The 19,964-nt window shown below is 71.8% G+C and carries 13 protein-coding genes and 4 pseudogenes; 6 read left to right on the top strand and 11 right to left on the bottom strand.

What is annotated here, in order from left to right; all coding sequences use genetic code 11:
* The first annotated feature begins 117 nt into the window (after positions 1 to 117).
* Positions 118 to 567, top strand: a complete 450-nt coding sequence (locus tag OO68_RS33290; RefSeq protein WP_033312940.1) for a PPOX class F420-dependent oxidoreductase — start codon at positions 118 to 120, stop codon at positions 565 to 567.
* An 81-nt stretch (positions 568 to 648) separates the two neighbouring features.
* On the opposite strand, the gene OO68_RS33285 is transcribed toward OO68_RS33290, so the two are convergent.
* Together OO68_RS33285 and OO68_RS33280 are read right to left on the bottom strand one after the other, a co-directional pair.
* The gene (locus OO68_RS33285; protein WP_033312939.1) at positions 649 to 1,338 is read right to left on the bottom strand and encodes a response regulator; all 690 of its coding nucleotides are present in this window, start codon (positions 1,336 to 1,338) and stop codon (positions 649 to 651) included.
* A complete protein-coding gene (locus OO68_RS33280; RefSeq protein WP_033312938.1) occupies positions 1,335 to 3,005 on the bottom strand; it encodes an ATP-binding protein in 1,671 nt (556 codons plus the stop codon). Before OO68_RS33280 ends, OO68_RS33285 begins: the two co-directional genes overlap by 4 nt.
* A gap of 180 nt (positions 3,006 to 3,185) precedes the next feature.
* On the opposite strand from OO68_RS33280, the gene OO68_RS33275 reads away from it, so the two are divergent.
* Complete coding sequence (locus OO68_RS33275) at positions 3,186 to 4,577, top strand: cation:dicarboxylate symporter family transporter (RefSeq protein ID WP_033312937.1); 1,392 nt, start codon at positions 3,186 to 3,188, stop codon at positions 4,575 to 4,577.
* A 79-nt stretch (positions 4,578 to 4,656) separates the two neighbouring features.
* Here the strand turns inward: OO68_RS33275 and OO68_RS33270 are convergent, their stop codons facing one another.
* On the bottom strand, positions 4,657 to 5,271 hold the full coding sequence (locus tag OO68_RS33270; RefSeq protein WP_033312936.1) for a TetR/AcrR family transcriptional regulator: 615 nt from the start codon (positions 5,269 to 5,271) through the stop codon (positions 4,657 to 4,659).
* Positions 5,272 to 5,380: 109 nt separating this feature from the next.
* On the opposite strand from OO68_RS33270, the gene OO68_RS33265 reads away from it, so the two are divergent.
* Complete coding sequence (locus tag OO68_RS33265; RefSeq protein ID WP_033312935.1) at positions 5,381 to 7,054, top strand: DHA2 family efflux MFS transporter permease subunit; 1,674 nt, start codon at positions 5,381 to 5,383, stop codon at positions 7,052 to 7,054.
* 227 nt (positions 7,055 to 7,281) lie between these two features.
* Here the strand turns inward: OO68_RS33265 and OO68_RS33260 are convergent.
* Together OO68_RS33260 and OO68_RS33255 are read right to left on the bottom strand one after the other, a co-directional pair.
* Positions 7,282 to 8,160: pseudogene (locus OO68_RS33260) on the bottom strand (aldo/keto reductase); the annotation flags it as partial.
* 1 nt (position 8,161) lies between these two features.
* Positions 8,162 to 9,073: an NAD-dependent epimerase/dehydratase family protein gene (locus OO68_RS33255; protein WP_078625610.1), complete on the bottom strand. Its 912-nt coding sequence runs from the start codon at positions 9,071 to 9,073 to the stop codon at positions 8,162 to 8,164.
* 45 nt (positions 9,074 to 9,118) lie between these two features.
* On the opposite strand from OO68_RS33255, the gene OO68_RS33250 reads away from it, so the two are divergent.
* The 3 genes and pseudogenes from OO68_RS33250 (at position 9,119) to OO68_RS33240 (ending at position 12,477) form a co-directional block, all read left to right on the top strand.
* Complete coding sequence (locus OO68_RS33250) at positions 9,119 to 9,628, top strand: Lrp/AsnC family transcriptional regulator (protein ID WP_245237268.1); 510 nt, start codon at positions 9,119 to 9,121, stop codon at positions 9,626 to 9,628.
* A gap of 29 nt (positions 9,629 to 9,657) precedes the next feature.
* Positions 9,658 to 10,178 (top strand): annotated as a pseudogene (locus OO68_RS48365) (MerR family transcriptional regulator).
* Between the two features lie 67 nt (positions 10,179 to 10,245).
* Complete coding sequence (locus OO68_RS33240) at positions 10,246 to 12,477, top strand: HelD family protein (RefSeq protein WP_033312932.1); 2,232 nt, start codon at positions 10,246 to 10,248, stop codon at positions 12,475 to 12,477.
* 10 nt (positions 12,478 to 12,487) lie between these two features.
* Here OO68_RS33240 and OO68_RS33235 read toward each other — a convergent pair whose 3' ends face one another.
* From OO68_RS33235 to OO68_RS45745, 6 genes and pseudogenes are all read right to left on the bottom strand, one after another.
* Complete coding sequence (locus OO68_RS33235) at positions 12,488 to 12,898, bottom strand: hypothetical protein (RefSeq protein WP_033312931.1); 411 nt, start codon at positions 12,896 to 12,898, stop codon at positions 12,488 to 12,490.
* On the bottom strand, positions 12,895 to 13,359 hold the full coding sequence (locus OO68_RS33230; protein ID WP_033312930.1) for a hypothetical protein: 465 nt from the start codon (positions 13,357 to 13,359) through the stop codon (positions 12,895 to 12,897). Before OO68_RS33230 ends, OO68_RS33235 begins: the two co-directional genes overlap by 4 nt.
* 128 nt (positions 13,360 to 13,487) lie before the next feature.
* Positions 13,488 to 16,451 carry a 1,4-alpha-glucan branching enzyme gene (gene glgB, locus OO68_RS33225; RefSeq protein ID WP_078625606.1) on the bottom strand — a complete coding sequence of 988 codons (2,964 nt, stop codon included), beginning with the start codon at positions 16,449 to 16,451 and terminating at the stop codon, positions 13,488 to 13,490.
* A 31-nt stretch (positions 16,452 to 16,482) separates the two neighbouring features.
* Complete coding sequence (locus tag OO68_RS33215; RefSeq protein WP_033312929.1) at positions 16,483 to 17,922, bottom strand: maltokinase N-terminal cap-like domain-containing protein; 1,440 nt, start codon at positions 17,920 to 17,922, stop codon at positions 16,483 to 16,485.
* Positions 17,923 to 18,113: 191 nt separating this feature from the next.
* A pseudogene (locus OO68_RS47920) lies at positions 18,114 to 19,308 on the bottom strand (alpha-amylase family glycosyl hydrolase); the annotation flags it as partial.
* 43 nt (positions 19,309 to 19,351) lie between these two features.
* Positions 19,352 to 19,964: pseudogene (locus OO68_RS45745) on the bottom strand (alpha-1,4-glucan--maltose-1-phosphate maltosyltransferase); the annotation flags it as partial.

Genomic DNA, 19,964 nt, shown 5'->3' with positions numbered 1-19,964 from the left:
AGCTACGGCTACCGGCGGGTTCGACCGGGGCCGAAGATCGTCTTCCGGCCGGGGCGGAAGCGGGACGAGGATGGCGCCGGGCCCGGCGATCGCGGGCCCGGAAAGGCAGCGACGCACATGAACGGCAAGCTCAACGGGCATATGCGCGAGCGCCTTCTCGCGCCGAACTTCTGGCATCTCGCGACGGTGGGAGCGGACGGGGCGCCTCAGGTGTCGCCCATGTGGGCGGACATCGAAGGGGAGTACGTCATGGTCAACACCTCGATGGGGCGGGTGAAGGAGGAGAACCTGCGGCGCAATCCGTACGTTTCGCTGTCGCACCACGACCCCGCGAACCCCTACGACCGCGCCGAGATCCGCGGGAAGGTCGTGCGGTTCGTGGAGGGGGAGGCCGCGGAGCGGTCGATGGACCGGCTGGCGCGGAAGTACCTCGGCGAGGACCGCTACCCGTGGCTGCTGCCGGGTGAGCGCCGGGTGATGCTGCTGATCGAGCCGACGCGCGTGCGGAGGCTGGAGGGGGTCGAGCCGTTCCGGGCGGGCGTACTCCCACAGGGCACGCCGGACTGAACCACGGCCGGCTCCCGTACGGAACGAGTCGAGTGGCCCGTCAGGTCGACCCGGCTGCGGGGACCGGGGCCTGAGGGCCCGTCACTGCCCCGTGACCCAGCGGTACTGCAATTCCGGGCGCCCCACGGTGCCGTACTGCGGACGGCGCGCCGCGCGGCCCGCGTCGACCAGATGCTCCAGGTAACGGCGGGCCGTGATGCGGGAGATGCCCACGGACTCCGCCACTCCGGCTGCCGTGAGGCCCTCGCCGCTGTCGCGCAGGGCCACCGTCACCCGCTCCAGCGTCGGTGCGCTCAAGCCCTTGGGCAGCGCGGCCGGGCCCGGTGCGCGCAGGGCCGCGAGCGCCCGGTCCACCTCGTCCTGGCCGCTCGCCTCGCCGACCGCCGCGTGGAACTCGGCGTAACGCACGAGGCGGTCGCGCAGGGTCGCGAAGGTGAAGGGCTTCAGGACGTACTGCACGACCCCGAGCGAGACGCCCTCGCGGACGACGGCCAGATCGCGCGCCGACGTCACCGCTATCACGTCCGCGTGGTGACCGGCCGCCCGCAGCGACCGGGCCAGGTGCAGCCCGTGCACGTCCGGCAGGTGCAGATCGAGCAGCAGCAGGTCCACCGGCGTGCGGTCCAGGGCCCGGCGGGCCTCCGCGCCCGTGTGCGCCTTGCCCACGGCCACGAAGCCGGGCACCCGGCCGACGTACAGGACGTGGGCGTCGGCGGCGACCGGGTCGTCCTCCACCACCAGGACGCGGATGGCCTTCCCGCTGCTCGTCATGCGTCGCCTCCAGCGCCTCTGGCCGCCGGGGCCCCGGAGGGCACGCCCCCGGCCACCGTTTCCGGCTCCCGCAACGGCAGCCGTACCTCGAACTCCGCCCCGCCCCCGTCGGCCTCCGCCACCGTCAGGGAGCCCCCGTGCCGCTGACTCGTCTGCCGTACCAGCGCCAGTCCGAGGCCCCGGCCCCCCGGTCCTGCCGGCTTCGTCGAGAACCCGCGCCGGAAGACCGCCTCGGCGTGCTCGGGGTCCACGCCCGGGCCCGTGTCCGAGACCCGCAGCACCAGCTCCGGGGTGTCCTCGGAGGTCCTGGTGTACGCCGCCACCGTCACCCGGGCCCGTACGCTGCCCTGCGCCGCGTCCACGGCGTTGTCGATCAGGTTGCCGAGGATCGTCACCAGATCCCGGGCCGGCAGCGACTCGGGCAGCAGGCCGTCGTCCAGGCTGCTCTCCTGCGAGACCATCAGCTCCACGCCCCGCTCGTTCGCCTGGGCCGTCTTGCCGAGCAGCAGCGCCGCCAGCACCGGCTCGCTCACCGCCGCCACGACCTGGTCCGTCAGGGCCTGCGCCAGCTCCAGCTCGGCCGTCGCGAACTCCACCGCTTCCTCCGCCCGGCCCAGCTCGATCAGCGAGACGACCGTGTGCAGCCGGTTGGCCGCCTCGTGCGCCTGTGAGCGCAGCGCCTGTGTGAATCCCCGCTCGGAGTCCAACTCGCCCATCAGCGACTGGAGTTCGGTGACATCACGCAGGGTGACGACCGTACCGCGCCGCTCGCCGCCCGACACCGGCGACGTGTTGATCACCAGAACCCGGGATGCCGTCAGATGCACCTCGTCGACCCGCGGCTCCGAGGCCAGCAGGGCACCGGTCAGCGGGGCCGGCAGGCCCAGCTCCGCCACCGACCTGCCCACCACGTCCCCGGCCACGCCGAGCAATTCGCGTCCTCCGTCGTTGATCAGCGCCACACGGTACTGCCCGTCCAGCATCAGCAGCCCCTCGCGTACGGCGTGCAGGGCGGCCTGGTGGTAGTCGTGCATCCGGCTCAGCTCGGCGGCATTCATGCCGTGGGTGTGGCGGCGCAGCCGGGCGTTGATGACGTACGTGCCGACCGCGCCCAGCACCAGCGCGCCGGCCGCGACGCCGAGCAGGGCCGTCAGCTGGTCCTGCACCCGCTGGGTGATCTCCTCGACCCGGATGCCCGCGCTGACCAGGCCGACCACTCGCGGGCCGTCCTGGATCGGCGTGACCGCGCGCACCGACGGGCCGAGCGTGCCCGTGTAGGTCTCGGTGAACGTCCGGCCGCGCAGCGCCGGCTCCGTGTGGCCCTGGAACGTCTGGCCGATCTGCCGCGGGTCGGGATGCGTCCAGCGGATCCCCCGCGGATCCATGATCGTGATGAAGTCGACCTCGGTGTCCCGCATCACCTTCAGCGCGTACGGCTGGAGCTCGGCCGACGGGTCGGCGGTGCGGGTCGCCGCCAGCACGGACGGGGAGTCCGCCACGGACCGCGCCACTGCCCTGGCCTGGCGCGTCGCTGCCTCCTCGGCCTGGCTGCGGTCGCTGACGTAGGAGAACAGCGCGTATCCGGCCACGACGACCGCTATCAGGACGGCCTGCATGGCGAAGAGCTGGCCCGCCAGACTGCGGGGGCCGGGGACGGAGAGACGCATGCCGTCAGTCTGCCTCGTGGCTGATTGTGAACTAAATGAACGGAAGGGTGACCGCGCTCACAGAGCAGGACATAGTCACGGCATTCCCTATAACGCATCTCCGGGAGCTCCCCGCTCCCTTTTCCCCCGGACGTGAGCCGCACGCCGGTGATGCCGACGACGTCGTCAAGGAGGGCCGCCGTGACCAGCGCAGCCGATACGGCACCTGCCGCACCCAAGGCCAAGCGGGACCGCACGCACTATCTCTACATCGCGGTGATCATCGCGGTCGCCGCCGGTATCGCGGTGGGTCTGGCCGCACCCGACTTCGCTGTCGGGCTGAAGCCCATCGGCACGGGTTTCGTGGCCCTGATCAAGATGATGATCTCGCCGATCATCTTCTGCACGATCGTGCTGGGCATCGGCTCGGTGCGCAAGGCCGCAAAGGTCGGCGCCGTCGGCGGTATCGCGCTCGGCTACTTCACGGTGATGTCGCTGGTCGCGCTGGGCATCGGCCTGGTCGTCGGCAACATCCTGGAGCCGGGCACCGGTCTCGCGGTGACCGATGCGATCAAGGACGCCGGCCACGCGCAGATCGATTCCGAGGCCAAGGACACCACGGAGTTCCTGCTCGGGATCATCCCGACCACGATCGTCTCGGCCTTCACCAACGAGTCGGTCCTCCAGACGCTGCTGATCGCCCTCCTCGCGGGCTTCGCCCTGCAGGGCATGGGCGCGGCCGGCCAGCCCATCCTGCGCGGCATCGAGCACATCCAGCGGCTCGTCTTCCGCATCCTCGCCATGGTGATGTGGGCCGCCCCGATCGGTGCCTTCGGCGCCATCGCCGCCGTCACCGGCTCCGCCGGCCTGGACGCGCTCAAGAGCCTCGCGGTGCTGATGCTCGGCTTCTACGTCACCTGCTTCCTCTTCGTCTTCATCGTGCTCGGCATCCTGCTGCGCGTCGTCTCCGGCCTGAACGTCTTCACGCTCTTCAAGTACCTGGGCCGTGAGTTCCTGCTGATCCTGTCCACCTCCTCGTCCGAGTCCGCGCTGCCGCGGCTCATCGCGAAGATGGAGCACCTGGGCGTCAGCAAGCCGGTGGTCGGCATCACCGTCCCGACCGGCTACTCCTTCAACCTCGACGGCACCATGATCTACATGACCATGGCCTCGCTGTTCATCGCCGACGCCCTGGGCACCCCGATGTCCATCGGCGAGCAGATCCCGCTGCTGCTCTTCCTGCTGGTCGCCTCCAAGGGCGCCGCCGGTGTCACCGGCGCCGGCCTCGCGACCCTGGCCGGTGGTCTGCAGTCGCACAAGCCGGCCCTGGTGGACGGCATCGGTCTCATCGTCGGCATCGACCGCTTCATGAGCGAGGCCCGCGCCCTGACCAACTTCGCCGGCAACGCCGTGGCCACCGTGCTGATCGGCACCTGGACCAAGGAGATCGACAAGGAGCGGGTGAACCAGGTCCTCGCCGGTCAGCTGCCCTTCGACGAGAAGACGCTGCTCGACGAGGCCCACGGCGGCCCGGCCGAGGGCCACGTCGAGATGTCCGAGCAGGGCGGCGAGAAGGAGCTGGCGAAGGCCTGACGGCCGCGCCGCCCCCACAGGATCCGGGCGGCTGGGTGTCCCCCCGTCGCTCAGCCGCCCGGTTCACCCATCGAGAAGTTCACGCGTTCAGCTTCGCCACCAGTCCGGTGGCCTTCGAGGCGGGCACGCCCGCCGCGGTCAGTACGGTGACCGCGGCGCAGCGGCCCGCCTCTTGCGCTGCCAGCAGTCCGTCGTTCACGGCCTCCATCACGGCGAACAGCGTCTGCTCGTGCACATACGCCAGGGCCGGAGCCGGCAGCGGCGAACTGAAGACGTCCTCGTCCAGCCCCTGCTGGAGCAGCCCGATGCTCGCTTCCCGGACCGGGGCGAGCCGTTCCCGGATGCCCTGCATGGTGACCGTGCGCTGGGCGAGGGCGACCAGCAGCCGGTAGCGGTCGGCGATCGCCCACACCGCCAGCACCGAGCGCGCCACCGCCTCCGCCGGTTCGCGCACGCCCTCGCGGCCCGCCGCGTGCGCGGCCGACAGCGCCTGGACCGCCTCGTCGACGAGCGTGCTGATCAGCGCCTCACGGCTCGGGAAGTGCCCGTACACCGTCCGCCGGACGACGCCCGCGGCCCGTGCGATCTGGTCCATGGACGCGTCGGGGTCACGCAGCAGCTCGGCGAGGGCGACGTCGAGGATGCGGCGGCGGTTGGCGTCGGCGCGGCTGGTTCCCGTGGTCATGGTCGTCATTGTGCCCCTTCCCGCAGTGATTTGCACAGTGCTGTGCAACAGAGTAGATTGCACAGCGTTGTGTAAATGCACGCCCATGTGCAAGACAGCGAGGAAGGCAACCCCTGCCATGCGACTCGTCATGAACGAACCGGCCGAGAGGATGGACCGCCCCTACGCACGCCGCTGGTGGGCGCTCCTCGTGCTCTGCCTCAGCCTGCTGATCATCGTGATGGCCAACACGGCCCTCACCGTCGCCGCGCCCGACATGACCGAGGACCTCGGCCTGTCCAGCGCCGACCTGCAGTGGGTGATCGACGGCTACACCGTCCCGTACGCCGCGCTGATGCTGCTGCTCGGCGCGATCGGCGACAAGTACAGCCGCCGGGGCGCGCTCGTCCTCGGGCTGGTCGTGTTCGCGGGCGGCTCCGTCTTCGGCTACCTCGCCGGCAGCTCCACGACGGTCATCGCCGCACGGGCCGTGATGGGCGCCGGCGCCGCGATGATCATGCCCGCCACGCTGTCCCTGCTCGCCGCGACCTTCCCGCGCGCCGAACGCGCCAAGGCCATCACCCTGTGGACCGCCACGGCCGGACTCGCCATCGCGGCCGGACCGCTGGTCGCCGGGGCCCTGCTGGAAGACCACGGCTGGTCGTCGACGTTCCTCATCAACGTCCCCGTCGCGCTCCTGGGCCTCGTCGGAGCCCTCGTCCTCGTACCGCCGTCCAGGGCCGCGGACCGCGGGCGCATCGACTACGGCGGCGGACTGCTCTCGGTGGTGTGGATCGCCGCGCTGGTCTACATGATCATCGAAGGGCCGCACTTCGGCTGGGGCGTCAAGGCCGTCACGGCGGCGGTCGTCGCCGGAGCCGGGCTCGTCGCCTTCGTCCTCTGGGAGCTGCGCCACCCGCGTCCGCTCCTCGACGTCCGCCGCTTCACGAACCGCGGCTTCGCCGGCTCCAACCTCGCCGTCGCCCTGTTCTTCCTGGCGGTCTTCGGCGCCTTCTACTACCTGACGCAGCACCTCCAGTTCGTCCTCGGCTACGACGCCCTGGACACGGGACTGCGCATGCTGCCGCTGGCGGGTGCCGTGTTCGTGGGGGCGGCCCTCACCGGATTCCTCACTCCCCGGGTCGGCATGAAGTGGACCGTCACGGCCGGCATGGTCGGCGGCACGGCGGCCCTGGCGCTGCTCACCCAGGTCGGCTCCGGTTCGTCGTACGGCGACTTCGTCGCGCCCCTGGTCGTCCTCGGCCTCTCGATCGGGCTCGCCCTGTCGCCCTGCACGGACGCGATCATGGGGGCGTTCCCGGAGTCGGAGCTGGGCGTGGGCGGCGCGGTGAACGACACGTCGCTGGAGCTCGGCGGTTCGCTGGGCATCGCCATCCTGGGCTCGCTGCTGGCGACGTCCTACTCCGGTCACCTCTCGGACGCGGCGGCCGGCAGCAAGCTCCCCGCGTCCTCCCTCTCCACGGCCCAGGACTCCGTCGGCGCCGGGTACGCCGTCGCCCGGGGCCTCGGCGACAAGGCCCGGCAGCTGACCGAGCAGGCCGCGCACACCGGCGACCCGCAGCAGGCGGAGCGACTGCGCGCGCAGGCCGGGCAGCTCGGCGACGGCGCCCGGCAGATGGCCGACGCGGTGGGGTCCGCCTTCTCCGACGCGGTCGCGCACACCAGCCTGATCGGGGCCGTGGTCCTGGGCGTCGGCACGGTGGCGGTGGCGCTGCTGCTGCCCGGCAGGGCGAAGCCCGTGGACGAGCCGGCCGGGGAGGACAAGAAGCTGGAGTCGGCCGGGACCCGCTAGGTCCGTGTGCGGGAGTGGCGCCTCCGCCGAAGGGTGGCAGGCGCCACGCGCGCGCCCGGCGCGGGGAGCGCCGGTGCGTGGCATGGCCGATCTGGGAGGGCGTCCGGCCGTGCAGCCGGGCTGTGCCGAGACCCCCTGGGCCGTATCCGCACGTCCCGCCTGCCCAGCGGTGTCGGCACACCCCAGCCGGCCGCGTCACCAACGTCCCAGGCCCGATCCGGCCCGGCGGACTCGTCCAGGCGTACCCGCTCCTCGGCGGTGAGCAGCAGGTCCGCCGCGGCCGCCGAGTCCCTGATCGTCCGCGGTCGGCTCGCTCCCGGGATCGGGAGAATCGCCGGGGACCGGGCCAGCAGCCAGGCGAGTCCCACCTGTTGGGGACTGACCCCGCGCTCCGCCGCCACCGCGTGGAAGGCGGCGAAGCGCTGTTCCCCTTCCGTGCGCGACGGCCCGTCCAGGGAGCTGCGGGCCAGGCCGCCCAGCGGGCTCCACGGCAGGAAAGCGAGCCCCAGTTCCCCGCACAGCCGCAGCTCCGGCTCACTGTCCCGGACGGCCGGGGAGTACCTGTTCTGCACGGACACCAGCCGGTCGCCGAGGATCTCGTGCGCCCGGCGGATCTGGCCCACGTCAGCGTTGGACACACCGGCCAGCCGGATCGTGCCCGCGTCGAGCAGCTCGCGCAGCGCGCCGACCGACTCCTCGAAGGGCACGGCGGGGTCGGGCTTGTGCAGTTGGTAGAGGCCGATCGCCTCCACGCCCAGCCGCTTGCGCGAGGCCTCGGCAGCGGCCCTGAGGTGCCGGGGGTGCCCGTTCACCGTCCAGTCGGCCCCCGCCGGGCGGCCGCGGCCGCCCTTCGTCGCCACCAGGACGGAGGAGGTGTCACCGCCGTAGGAGGCCAGTGCGCGGGCCACCAGACGTTCGTTGTGCCCGGGCTCCGCGCCCGGCAGGTGGTACGAGTCGGCCGTGTCCAGAAGGGTCACGCCCGCGTCGAGCGCGGCGTGCACCGTGGCCACGGCACGCTCCTCGTCCGGCCGTCCCTCGATGGACAGCGGCATCGCGCCCAGCCCGACCGCACTCACCCGCAGCCCGCCAAGAGTCCTGTGGCGCACGTCAGTCGCCCTTCCCGAGCGTCTCCGCGACGGCACACGGCAGCCACTGCCGGGCCTCGCCGAAGGTGAAGCCGAGCCGGGCGGCCCGGGCGTTGTCCATGCCGTAGAAGCGGCGGAAGGAGAACGGCGAGACCTCGCCGACCTCGACCGGCCGGAACTCGGTCCGGCCGCCCGGGACATGAGCGGCCACCGCCGCGCACAGCTCCTCGGTGCTCAGAGTCCCGGAGGAGGCGGCGTTCACCGGCCCGGTGAAGTCCTCGCCCGCCGCCCAGGCCAGGAAGCGGGCGATCTCCTCGACGTACACATAGGTGGCCGGCCGGTTCACCGTCGGCACGGCGATCGGCTCGCCGGTGCGCATCCGCTCCGCGTAGTGGGCCAGCCGGCCCGTGAAGTCGTCGTCCCCGCCCAGCACATGGGCCACCCGCACCACCGCGGACTCGAACCCCGGCCCGGCCGTGAGGACCGCCTCGGCCTGCCGCTTGCCCTCTCCGTAGTGGGCCTCCAGGAACGCGGGATCGTCCCAGGGCAGCCCGGGGTCGACGGTCACGGTGGACGGGTCGACGGCCTCCTCGCGCACCAGGGCGGCGGAGTCCTCGTACTCGTACACCTCGACCGTGGAGGTCATCACATAGCGCCGGGTGCGTCCGGTGAAGACGCGGCGGGCGATCGCGGCCTGACGCGGGGTGTAGCAGACCTGGTCGACGACCACGTCGAAGACCCGCGGGCCGAGCGCGCCGGTCAGCGACTCCTCGTCGTCCCGGTCGGCGCGCAGGTGCTCCACCCCGGCGGGCGGCGGGGAGGATCCGCGGTTCAGCACGGTGACGCGATGGCCTTCGGCGAGGAGCCGTGTGATGAGACGCTTTCCGACGTAACGGTTGCCGCCGATGACCAGTACGTTCAGGGTCTTTTCCATGGCCATAATTCTCCCGGCGTACATCCACGCTCTGAAGGGGGAACCATGGGAGTTCAGGCCGCTGCACCGAAAGAACCACGGCATCTGCGGACCGCCGCCGACGAAACATCGGTGGCCTTCGACGCGCTGGACCGGCAGATCCTGCAACTGCTCCAGACCGACGGCCGGATCAAGCTGAGCGAGCTGGGCCGCCGGGTCCGGCTCAGCCCCGCGGCCGTCACCGAGCGGGTGCGGCGGCTGGAGGCGGCGGGCGTGATCAGCGGCTACGGAGCCCACGTCGTGCCGGCCCGGCTCGGCTACGGCATCCAGGCGTTCATCCGCGTCAATCCGCACGGCGGTTACAACCTGAAGCATCCCAGGACCCTGGAACTGATCGAGCGTCCCGAGATCACCGAGGTGCACCACGTGGTCGGCGAGGACTGCTGGATCCTCAAGGTCGCCGTGCGGGACACCGTGCATCTGGAGGACGTCCTGGAGGCGGTCTCCGCGCTGGGCCGCACCACCACGTCGATCGTGCTGACCTCCCCGGTGGAGCGGAAACCGCTGTTGCCTTGACGCCGGGGTCAACGATTACGTTCGAGCACATGCGAATCGGCGAGCTGGCCGCACGGGCCGGGACCACGACGCGGACGCTGCGGTACTACGAGTCGCGCGGGCTGCTGCCCGCGCGGCGCAGCGGGTGGGGGTCCCCCTCTGCTCGAAGCGAAGCCGAGAGCTTGGGGGAGGATACCGGGCCTATGACGAGAGCGACCTGCGGCTGCTGCGGCAGATCAGGACGCTCCAGGACTTCGGGTTCGGCCTGGAGGAGACGGGGCCCTTCGTGGAGTGCCTGCGCGCCGGGCACCCCGAGGGCGACTCCAACCCGGCGACGACCCACGCCTACAAGGTGCTGTCGATGCCGACGTTCATGGTGTTCCCCGGCGGCGAGCCGGTGAAGGCGATGGTGGGGGCGCGGGCGGCCAGGCGGAAGCTGCTGGGGGAGCTCGCGGACGTGATCTGGGCGCCCCGCCGGGACAACAGGAAATCCCCCGAGCAATTGCGCTCGGGGGATTTCCTTGCGTATATTTGTTTGTTCGTGACTTCAAGTCGATTGAAGCCACAGTGAAGTTCAGTGAGCACAGTATATCCGGGCGGGAGCGGAATTGTCAAACACCGAATTTCCGGACGATGAATTGCGACAGGAACAGGAATTCATCGACGGGTTGTACGCGCGTGTCGACGCGCTGCGCGGCGACGCCGAGACCTCCGTCACGGACGCGCTCGCGCAGGGCAACACCCCCATGCAGGCCAGACTGGAGCGGGACATCCTCGTGGCCGAGCGCTCCGGGCTGCTCGCCGCGCTGAACGCGGTGGACGGCTCCCTGTGCTTCGGCCGGATCGACCTCACCTCGGGCGTCACCCACCGCATCGGCCGCATCGGCCTGCGCACCGACGACGCCGAACGCACCCCGGTCCTCATCGACTGGCGCGCCGATGTCGCCCGCCCCTTCTACCTGGCCACCGGCCACACCCCGATGGGCCTCAGGCGCCGGCGGCACATCGCCACCGACGGCCGCCGGGTCACCCATCTGCACGACGAGATCCTCGACCTCGGCGACGAGACCCGCACCGGCCACGAGGACCCGACGGGCGACGCCGTCCTGCTCGCCGCCCTCAACTCCGCGCGCACCGGCCGCATGGGTGACATCGTGCAGACCATCCAGGCCGACCAGGACCGCATCATCCGCGCTCCGCACCGCGGCGTCATGGTGGTGGAGGGCGGCCCGGGCACCGGCAAGACGGCCGTCGCCCTGCACCGCGCCGCCTACCTGCTCTACGAGCACCGGGAACTGCTCGCCAAGCGGGCCGTGCTGATCGTCGGGCCCAACCCGGCGTTCCTCGGCTACATCGGCGAGGTGCTGCCCTCCCTGGGCGAGACGGGCGTGCTCCTCGCGACCGTCGGAGAGCTGTTCCCCGGTGTGAAGGCGACCGCGGCCGACACGCCCGAGGCCGCCGCCGTGAAGGGCCGGGCCGGCATGGCCGACGTGCTCGCCGAGGTCGTGCGCAGCCGGCAGGCGCTGCCCGACCCGGTGATCGCCATCGAGCACGACCGTGAGGTCCTCATGCTCGACGACGGCCTGGTCAACGTCGCCCGCGAACGCACCCGTGCCGCCAAGCTGCCGCACAACGCCGCCCGCGAGCACTTCGAGGGTCACATCCTCAACGCCCTCACCGACCTGTACGCCGAGCGGATCGGCACCGACCCCTTCGACGGGTCCAGCCTGCTCGACCCCAGCGACATCACCCAGATCCGCGACGACCTCGCCGAGAACCCCGAGGTGTGGTCGGCCGTCGACCGGCTGTGGCCGCTGCTGACCCCGCAGCGGCTCGTCGCGGACTTCCTCGCCGCGCCGGAGGAGTTCCTGCCCGCCGAGGACGCCGACGCCGTACGCCGCCCGGTGACCCGGCGCTGGACGGTCGCGGACGTGCCGCTGCTCGACGAGGCCGCCGAACTCCTCGGCGACGACAACCGGCTCGCCCGCGACCGCGCCGAGCGCGAGCGGCAGCGGCAGATCGCCTACGCCCAGGGCGTGCTCGACGTCTCCTACGCGTCCCGGACCTACGAGTTCGAGGACAAGGAGGAGGACGACCCCGAGAGCTCCGAGGTGCTGTCCGCGCACGACATCATCGACGCCGAGCGGTTCGCCGAGCGGCACGAGGAGGACGACCACCGCAGCGCCGCCGAGCGCGCCGCCGCCGACCGCACCTGGGCGTTCGGGCACATCATCGTCGACGAGGCGCAGGAGCTCTCGCCGATGGCGTGGCGGCTGCTGATGCGGCGCAGCCCGACCCGCTCGATGACCCTGGTCGGCGACCCCGCCCAGACGTCGGAGGCGGCCGGGGTCGGCTCCTGGTCGGGCATCCTCTCCCCGTACGTCGAGGACCGCTGGGAGCACACCCGGCTGGGCGTCAACTACCGCACCCCGGCCGAGATCATGGAGGTGGCGGCGGCCGTGGTGCGCGCCGAGCAGCCGGGGTTCGAACCGCCCAGCTCGGTCCGCTCCACGGGCGTGCGCCCCTGGGCCCGCGCCACCGACGACCTCCCGGGTGCGGTGGCCAAGGCGGTCGGGGAACTCACCCCCGCCGAGGGCCGGCTCGCGGTGATCGCCCCGCGCGACCTCCACCGCTCCCTCGCGGCCCGGCTGGACGGCGTCACGGCGGGAGCCGAGCCCGACCTCACCCAGGCGGTCGTCCTGCTCGACCCGCGCCAGGCCAAGGGCCTGGAGTTCGACTCCGTCCTCGTGGTCGAGCCCGGCCGCTACGGCACCAGCGACCTGTACGTGGCCCTGACCCGGGCCACCCAGCGGCTGGGCGTGCTGCACACGGGGCCGTTGCCCGCGCCCCTGGCACAGGCGCTCGGGTAGCCCGACGCGCCTAGTGCATCTGGGACCTCGGATCCCGCAGCGCATGCCACAGCCCGGCGCCGAGCGGTACGACCGTGAGGACGAAGAGGACCCAGAACAGGAACTCGGCGCCGGGCGTGAGTTCGTAGACGGTGCCGTCCTCCCACCGGCAGTAGGCGCGCGGCGGGAAGGCGGTGGAGACGCCCGCCACCTCGCCGCCGCCGATGACGCCCTCCTGGTACGGCTCCCTGGGGCAGGGAGCCGTTTCCGGGAACAGCACCGGCTCGTCCGCGACCATGATGTACGCCCAGGTGAGGGCGGCGAGCGGGACCGTCCAGAAGACCGAGGTGCGCACCCACAACGGCAGCCGTGGATGGGTCAGCAGGCCGCGCAGTGCGACCACCGCGACCACCAGCCCGGCGAACACCGGCAGCAGCGTCATGATGCGGCGGCCGCCCTGCGGGCCCGCAGTTCGGTCGCGTAGCCCGCGCCGATGGCGAACAGGGCGGCGGACAGGGCGAGGGAGGCGCTCGCCCCGTTCATCCACCCGTAGTCCGGATCACTGGAGTAGACGGAGCCGTCCTCGCGGACGCAGTCGAAGCGCAGCGGCAGGTACGAGGACCGGTGGTGGCTCAGCCCCTGGATCGTGGCCGGGTCGAAACCGTCGCGGCAGGCCGGGGCCGGGACCGAGTTGGCCCCGTCGTCGAAGTCCCACTCCGACACCAGCACGGAGAAGAGCCCCAGGGAGTACACGGCCGCGGCCGCCCACGCGGCCGTCACCGCCGCCCGGCGCAGCAGATGCACCGGCCACGGCTCGGGCCGCCCGGGAAACGCCATCGCGACGACCCCCGCCCCCGCGACGAGGGCACCGACGGCACAGGCGACCGAGACTCCGAAGCCCATCAGCTCGGCAGGCCCTGCGGGGTGACCCTGGTGGCATCCATGAGGCCACCCCACCAGGGCCGGACCGGCCGGGCTGTGGTGGAGGCCACTCCTCCGGTCACAGCCGTGTCACAGGGGGCCCGGGCCCCCTACGCCGGGCGCAGCCACACCGTCGCCAAGGGTGGCAGCGTCAGCCGGATGCTCGCCGGGCGGCCGTGCCAGGCCAGGGGTTCCGGCTTGACCGGGTCGGGCTGGGTGACGTCGCTGCCTCCGTAGCGGGCCGCGTCGGTGTTGACGGCCTCGTGCCAGGCGGGCACGTCCTCGGGCACGCCCAGGCGGTAGTCCTGGCGGGTGACCGGCGCGAAGTTGGACACCGCCAGCAGCGGGACGCCCTCCGGGTCCAGCCGCAGGAACGCGAGGACGTTGTCGTCGGCGGCGTCACCGACGATCCACTCGAAACCGGCCGGGTCGGTGTCCAGCCGCCACAGCGCCGGGGTCGCCCGGTAGACGGTGTTCAGGTCGCGGACCAGGTCCCGCACGCCCCGGTGGTCGGCCTCCGCCCCGTAGCCCGGGTCCAGCAGCCACCAGTCGGGGCCGTGCGCCTCGGACCACTCGGCGCCCTGCGCGAACTCCTGCCCCATGAACAGCAGTTGCTTGCCCGGGTGGGCCCACATGAAGCCGAGGTAGGCCCGCACCCCGGCGCGCTGCTGCCACCAGTCGCCCGGCATCTTCGACACCAGGGACCGCTTGCCGTGCACGACCTCGTCATGGGAGATCGGCAGTACGTAGTTCTCGCTGTAGGCGTACACCATGGAGAAGGTCATCTCCCCGTGGTGGTACTTGCGGTGCACCGGCTCGTGACTCATGTACTGCAACGAGTCGTGCATCCAGCCCATGTTCCACTTCAGCCCGAACCCGAGCCCGCCGAAGCCGCTCGGGCCCTTGTGGTGGGTGGCGCGGGTGACGCCGTCCCAGGCGGTGGACTCCTCGGCGATCGTGACCACGCCGGGCACCCTGCGGTAGACCGTCGCGTTCATCTCCTGGAGGAACGCCACCGCGTCCAGGTTCTCCCGCCCGCCGTGCTCGTTGGGCGTCCACTGGCCCGGCTCGCGCGAGTAGTCCAGGTAGAGCATCGAGGCGACGGCGTCCACGCGCAGGCCGTCGATGTGGAACTCCTCGCACCAGTACACGGCGTTGGCCACGAGGAAGTTGCGCACCTCGTTGCGCCCGAAGTCGAACTCCAGCGTGCCCCAGTCGGGGTGCGCGGCCCGCAGCGGATCCTCGTGCTCGTACAGGGGCCTGCCGTCGAACTCGGCCAGCGCCCAGTCGTCGCGCGGGAAGTGCGCGGGCACCCAGTCCATGAGGACGCCGATGCCCGCCTGGTGCAGCTTGTCGACCAGGTACCGGAAGTCGTCCGGCGTGCCCAGCCGGGCCGTCGGCGCGTAGAAGCCGGTCACCTGGTAGCCCCAGGAGCCGCCGAACGGATGCTCCGCGACCGGCATCAGCTCGACGTGCGTGAACCCCAGGTTCTTCACGTACACCGGGAGCTGCTCCGCCAGTTGACGGTAGTTCAGCCCGGGCCGCCAGGACGCCAGATGCACCTCGTACACCGAGAACGGCGCCTCGTGCGCCGGGGCCTCGGCGCGCCGGGCCAGCCACTCGGCGTCGCCCCACTCGTACGCCGAGGACGTGATGACCGACGAGGTCGCGGGCGGCACCTCGGTGCGGCGGGCGAGCGGGTCGGCGCGCAGCGTCCTCGAACCGTCGGGGCGGGTGATCTCGAACTTGTACAGCTCGCCCTCGCCGACGTCCGGCAGGAACAGCTCCCACACCCCGGACGAGCCCAGCGACCGCATGACGTGCCCGGTGCCGTCCCAGAAGTTGAAGGTGCCGGCCACGCGCACACCGCGCGCGTTCGGCGCCCACACCGCGAACCGGGTGCCGGTCACGCCCTCGTGGGTCATCGGGTGCGCGCCCAGCGCCGTCCACAGCTCCTCGTGCCGGCCCTCGCCGATCAGGTGCAGGTCGAGGTCGCCCAGCGTGGGCAGGAAGCGGTAGGCGTCCTCGGTCTCCAGGACCGTCCCCTCGTACTCCACGACCAGCCGGTACGCGGGGATCTCCCGCAGCGGCAGCAGGCCGGAGAAGAACCCCTCCCCGTCGTCGTGCAGCTCGGCCCGCAGTTCCCCGGCGACGACGGTCACCGCCAGTGCGTACGGCCGGAACGCCCGGAAGGCGATGCCGCCGGGCACCGGGTGCGCGCCGAGCACGGAGTGCGGGTCGTGGTGCGTGCCGCCGAGCAGCCGCTCCCGGTCCGCCGCGTCGACCGCGGGGGAGACGGCGACCTCCATCTCCGGCGGGACGACCTGCGCGGCGGCGGCCTCCACGGCGGGGGCCCGTCCGGCGGGAGCCTTCCGGGCAGGGGCCTTCTTGGCCGCGCTCTTCTTCGCGACGGCCGGGCCGGCGGGCGCCGTGCCGGCGGTGGTCTTCTTCCCGGCGCTCTTGGCGACCGTGCCCGTGGCGGGAGCGGTCTTCTTCGCGGCGGCCTTCCTTGCGGTGGCCTTGGCGGGGGCGGCCTTCTTCGCGACGGCCTCGGCGGGGGTGGCCGTGGCAGCGGCGCTCTCGGCGGTGGGGGCCTTCTTGGCCGGGGCCTTCTTCGCGGTGTTCTTCGCCGCAGGGGACTTCGCGGTCGCCTTGCCGGCGACGGCTTCCCCGGCCGTGGACTTGGAGGCCGCGGCCTTCACGGCAGTGGTCCTGGCCGCCGTCGCCTTGACCGTCGTGGCCTTCTTGGCGGCCGACTTCCTGGCGGCTGTCTTCTTCGCGGCGGTCTTCTTCGCCGCCGCCGTCCCGGCCACCGGCTGCTCGACCGTCGTCTTCTCGGCTGCGGCCTTCTTCGTCGCCGCCTTCTTGGCCACCGTCTTGCCGACGGTGGTCTTCCCGGCGGCGGCCTTCTTGGCGGTCGCCTTCGCGGGGGCCGCCTTCTTCGCCGCTGCCTGTTTGGGCACCGCCGTCTTCTTCGCGGCGCTCTTCTGCTGGGCGGCCGTGGGCTGCTCGGGGATCTTCTCCCCGGCGGTGCCCTTGGGGCGCGAACCGCTGGACTCAGGGCGGGGGGTCACGGGCGGAGCCTCCAGGACGAGGGGTGGTGGGTCAGGTCAGGTGGCCGGTCGAGGCGAGCCGCTCTATGGCGGCCAGGGGCACCGGCAGCCAGTCGGGGCGGTGCCGGGCCTCGTACACCACCTCGTAGATCGCCTTGTCCGTCTCGTAGGCGCGCAGCAGCACCGGGTCGGTGCGCGGATCGCGGCCGGAGGCCTCCGCGTAGCCGGAGCAGTACGCGGCACGGCAGGTCTCGGCCCAGTCCGCCTGGGGCGGGTCGGCCGAGCGGGCCGCGTAGTCGAAGGACCGCAGCATGCCGGCGACGTCCCGTGCCGTCGGCTGCGGCATGCGCCGCTCGGCCAGCGGCCGGGCCGGCTCGCCCTCGAAGTCGATCAGCCACCACTCGCCGGCCGGCGAGCGCAGGCACTGGCCGAGGTGCAGATCGCCGTGCACCCGCTGCGGGGTCCAGGTGTGCCCCTCGGCGGCCAGATCGCCCAGCGCCGTGAACGCCGACCGCAGGCCGCGGGCGTAGGGCCGCAGCGCGGGGACCGCCTGGACGGCGGCGTCCAGCCGCTCGATCATGCCGCCGACCGTGACCTGGAGCTGCCTGTGACCGAGCGTGACGGTGGGCAATGCCCGGGCCAGCGCCGCGTGCACCTCGGCGGTGGCCCGCCCCAGTGCCCGCGCCTCGGCGCCGAAGTCCTCGCCCTTGGCCAGCTCGCGCAGCGCCAGCTCCCACCCGTCGGAGGCGCCCTGCAGGAACGGCTGGAGCACTCCCAGGACATACGGCTGGCCCGCCGGGTCCGAGCCCGCCGAGACGACCGGGTCCGCCGAAGGGGCGATGTCCGCGACCATCCAGGCCGTCGGCGCGGGCACCCGGGGGCAGCCCTCGCGGGCCAGCGCGAGCGGCAGCTCCAGATCGGGGTTGACCCCGGGCACGATCCGGCGAAGCAGCTTGAGGATGAACGTATCTCCATAGACGATCGACGAGTTGGACTGCTCGGCGGTCACCACGCGCGGCACCAGCCCGGAACGGATGTCCTGGCCCGGGTCCCGTTCGAAGCGGAGTTTGCCGACCCGGGCCCGGCTGCGCAGTGCCTCCAGGAGCAGCTCGGCGGGCCTGGTGTCGTGCAGGGCGTCGTAGACCGTCCGGCCGGCCAGCGGTCCCGTCGACACATGTCCGATGAGCGCGGGCGCCAGCCGAGGCGACAGCGCCTCGCGCACGCCTATCAGCAGCTGGTAGCAGTCACCGGGGTGACCGGGCGCCCCGTGGGACGGCACGAAGGGCTGGTGGGCGCGGACGAGCAGGTGGTACAGGCCCAGGCTGGACGTCGCCGGGAGCAGCTCGGTCGCCTCGACCAGCGTGAACCCGGTGACCGGCCGGCCCTTGCCCGCGAACCAGCGCTGCCGCGGCAGCCATTCCCGCAGCAGCGGATCGAGGGAGGCAAGGAGGCCGGGCGGGGTGGTGACGGTGCGTGTGACGGCTTCCGACATGGCGTCGCGTCCTTTCACCCATTCTCGGTGCGCCTCCGGCGCCTGCGGCCGGCTCCGGACGGCGCCCCTCCGGCTCACGCGGGCGGGCGGGGTGTTACTGATGCGTGCCCCCGGCGGGGCGGAGGAAACGCCCCGCCGCGGGGGTTTGCCGCCCGCCCCGCGGATCAGGCCTCAACAGGCCTTTTCAGGCCTCACATGGACTCCTTGCGGAGCCTGAACCAATAGAACCCGTGCCCCCCGAGGGTCAGCAGGTACGGCAGCTCGCCGATGGCGGGGAAGCGGACCCCGCCGAACAGCTCCACCGGGTGCCGCCCCTCGAAGGCGCTCAGATCCAGCTCCGTGGGCTGCGCGAAACGCGAGAAGTTGTTCACGCACAGCACCAGGTCGTCCTCGTACTCGCGCAGGAACGCCAGCACCGCCGGGTTGGAGGAGGGCAGCTCGGTGTACGAGCCGAGTCCGAAGGCCGGGTTCTGCTTGCGGATCTCGATCATGCGGCGGGTCCAGTGCAGCAGCGACGACGGCGACGACATCGACGCCTCGACGCTCGTGACCTGGTAGCCGTAGACCGGGTCCATGATCGTGGGCCGTGCGCACCGCGTCCCGGTCGCCGAGCCAGATGTTGTCGCCCATGCCGATCTCGTCGCCGTAGTACAGGATCGGCGAGCCGGGCAGCGACAGCAGCAGGGCCGTGAACAGCTCGATCTGGTTGCGGTCGTTGTCCAGCAGGGGAGCGGGCGCGCATGCGGGGGTCCTTGGCGTACTCGGCCCACATGTAGTCGCGCTCTTCGTCGGTGACCATTTCGAGCGTGAGCTCGTCGTGGTTGCGCAGGAAGATGCCCCACTGGCAGTCGCCATGTGGCACTCGTCGCCGCCGCTCGGGTAGTCGCCGAAGTAGTCGACGACGTCCTCGGGCCACTGGTTGGCCTCCGCCAGCAGCACCGTGTCCGGATACTGCGCGTCGATCTCCTTGCGCACCCGCTTCAGGAAGTCGTGCGTCTCCGGGAGGTTCTCGCAGTTGGTGCCCTCCTGCTGGTACAGGTACGGCACCGCGTCCAGCCGGAACCCGTCGATGCCCAGGTCCAGCCAGAACTTCAGCGCGGAGATCATCTCCTCCTGCACGGCCGGGTTCTCGTAGTTGAGGTCCGGCTGGTGGGAGAAGAAGCGGTGCCAGTAGTACTGCTTGCGGACCGGGTCGTAGGTCCAGTTGGAGGCCTCGGTGTCGACGAAGATGATCCGCGCGTCCTGGAACTGCTTGTCGTCGTCCGCCCACACGTAGTAGTCGCCGTACGGCCCGTCGGGGTCCTTGCGCGACTCCTGGAACCACGGGTGCTGGTCGCTGGTGTGGTTCATGACGAAGTCGATGATCACGCGCATGCCGCGCTGGTGGCGGGAGTGTCCTCGAAGGTGTCCGGAACGGGTTCGTTGACGATCATGTTGTGGGTGACCCTCCGATCTCCGGGGTGGACGGTCGCAGAACCGTGAAGACGTGCGCGGGCCTGCGGCCCGGTTCGAGGCGCACATAGTTGGCCCTGCCCCAGTGATAGGTCTCGCCGGTGAGCTCATCGCGCACCGGCACCGGCTCGTGCCAGTCCAGGCCGAGTTGCGGCATGTCCAACGAGACCGTGGCCTCCTGGGTGTGGTGGGGGTCGAGGTTCGCGACCACCAGAACCGTGTTCGAACCCTTCCGCTTCGAGTAGGCGATCACCGCTTCCTGGTCGGCGTGGTGGAAGTGGAGGTCACGCAGCTGCTGGAGGGCCGGATTCTCCCGCCGGATGGTGTTGAGCCGGGTGAGCAGCCGGGTGATGGTGCGGCCCTCGCGTTCGGCGGCGTCCCAGTCACGGTGCCTGAGCTGGTACTTCTCCGAGTCCAGGTACTCCTCGCTGCCCTCCTTCAACGGGGTGTTCTCACACAGCTCGTAGCCGGAGTAGATGCCCCAGGTGGGTGAGAGGGTCGCCGCGAGCACGGCCCGGACCTCGAAGGCGGGCCGGCCGCCGTGCTGGAGGTAGGCGTGCAGGATGTCGGGGGTGTTGGCGAAGAAGTTC

The organism is Streptomyces iakyrus, assembly GCF_000717055.1.
Lineage (GTDB): Bacteria > Actinomycetota > Actinomycetes > Streptomycetales > Streptomycetaceae > Streptomyces > Streptomyces iakyrus.
This window is presented reverse-complemented; position numbering and strand designations above follow the sequence as displayed.

Coding starts and splice junctions, on each gene's coding strand:
- OO68_RS33215 (WP_033312929.1), bottom strand. CDS start 17,922: ATGTCGGAAGCCGTCACACGCACCGTCACCACCCCGCCCGGCCTCCTT.
- OO68_RS33285 (WP_033312939.1), bottom strand. CDS start 1,338: ATGACGAGCAGCGGGAAGGCCATCCGCGTCCTGGTGGTGGAGGACGAC.
- OO68_RS33255 (WP_078625610.1), bottom strand. CDS start 9,073: ATGGAAAAGACCCTGAACGTACTGGTCATCGGCGGCAACCGTTACGTC.
- OO68_RS33230 (WP_033312930.1), bottom strand. CDS start 13,359: ATGGGCTTCGGAGTCTCGGTCGCCTGTGCCGTCGGTGCCCTCGTCGCG.
- OO68_RS33280 (WP_033312938.1), bottom strand. CDS start 3,005: ATGCGTCTCTCCGTCCCCGGCCCCCGCAGTCTGGCGGGCCAGCTCTTC.
- OO68_RS33235 (WP_033312931.1), bottom strand. CDS start 12,898: ATGACGCTGCTGCCGGTGTTCGCCGGGCTGGTGGTCGCGGTGGTCGCA.
- OO68_RS33270 (WP_033312936.1), bottom strand. CDS start 5,271: ATGACGACCATGACCACGGGAACCAGCCGCGCCGACGCCAACCGCCGC.
- OO68_RS33290 (WP_033312940.1), top strand. CDS start 118: ATGAACGGCAAGCTCAACGGGCATATGCGCGAGCGCCTTCTCGCGCCG.
- OO68_RS33250 (WP_245237268.1), top strand. CDS start 9,119: ATGGGAGTTCAGGCCGCTGCACCGAAAGAACCACGGCATCTGCGGACC.
- OO68_RS33265 (WP_033312935.1), top strand. CDS start 5,381: ATGCGACTCGTCATGAACGAACCGGCCGAGAGGATGGACCGCCCCTAC.